Consider the following 720-nt stretch of genomic DNA (forward strand, 5'->3'; position numbering starts at 1 on the left):
GTGAAGTCGTAACAAGGTAGCCGTATCGGAAGGTGCGGCTGGATCACCTCCTTTCTATGGAGAATCGTCTTCTGCAATGAAGACATTCAAATATGTAGCTCAGCTACAAACTACTCACTCGTTGCTCAGTTTTGAGAGCTCAAACTCTCAACACTTCTCGTTGTTTCGACCGACACCTTGGTGAACGGCCTGAACCAAACGATTTGTTCTTTGAAAACTAGATATCGAAACGAAACAAACGCGAATTAGAACATTCCTTTAAGCTGATCTTGTGTAAACAAGTGAAGTGTTTTATAAGGTAGATTGCTGGAGCGAGTGATCGAAATGGAGCGACTTTTGGATTTGCGCAAGCAAACCAAGCGGAGCGACAGCTCGAACACGAGCGCAATGGTTAAGCTACTAAGAGCACACGGAGGATGCCTAGGCGCTAGGAGCCGATGAAGGACGTGGCGAACAACGAAACTGCCTCGGGGAGCTGTAAGCAAGCTTTGATCCGGGGATGTCCGAATGGGGAAACCCAGCTGGGGTAATATCCAGTTACTCACAACTGAATACATAGGTTGTGTAGAGGCATACCAGGGGAACTGAAACATCTAAGTACCCTGAGGAAGAGAAAACAATAGTGATTCCGTCAGTAGCGGCGAGCGAACGCGGAGAAGCCCAAACCAGAGAGCTTGCTCTTTGGGGTTGTGGGACGTCTCACATGGAGTTACAAAGGAG

Annotated in this window: 2 rRNA genes; both read left to right on the plus strand. The window is 47.9% G+C overall.

Annotation, left to right across the window (positions count from 1 at the left end):
• A 16S ribosomal RNA gene (locus EC604_RS29515) occupies positions 1-54 on the plus strand; the annotation flags it as partial.
• A 335-nt stretch (positions 55-389) separates the two neighbouring features.
• Positions 390-720 (plus strand): 23S ribosomal RNA (locus tag EC604_RS29520); the annotation flags it as partial.

Origin of the sequence: Paenibacillus amylolyticus, from assembly GCF_003719335.1 — a bacterium.
GTDB lineage: Bacteria > Bacillota > Bacilli > Paenibacillales > Paenibacillaceae > Paenibacillus > Paenibacillus amylolyticus_D.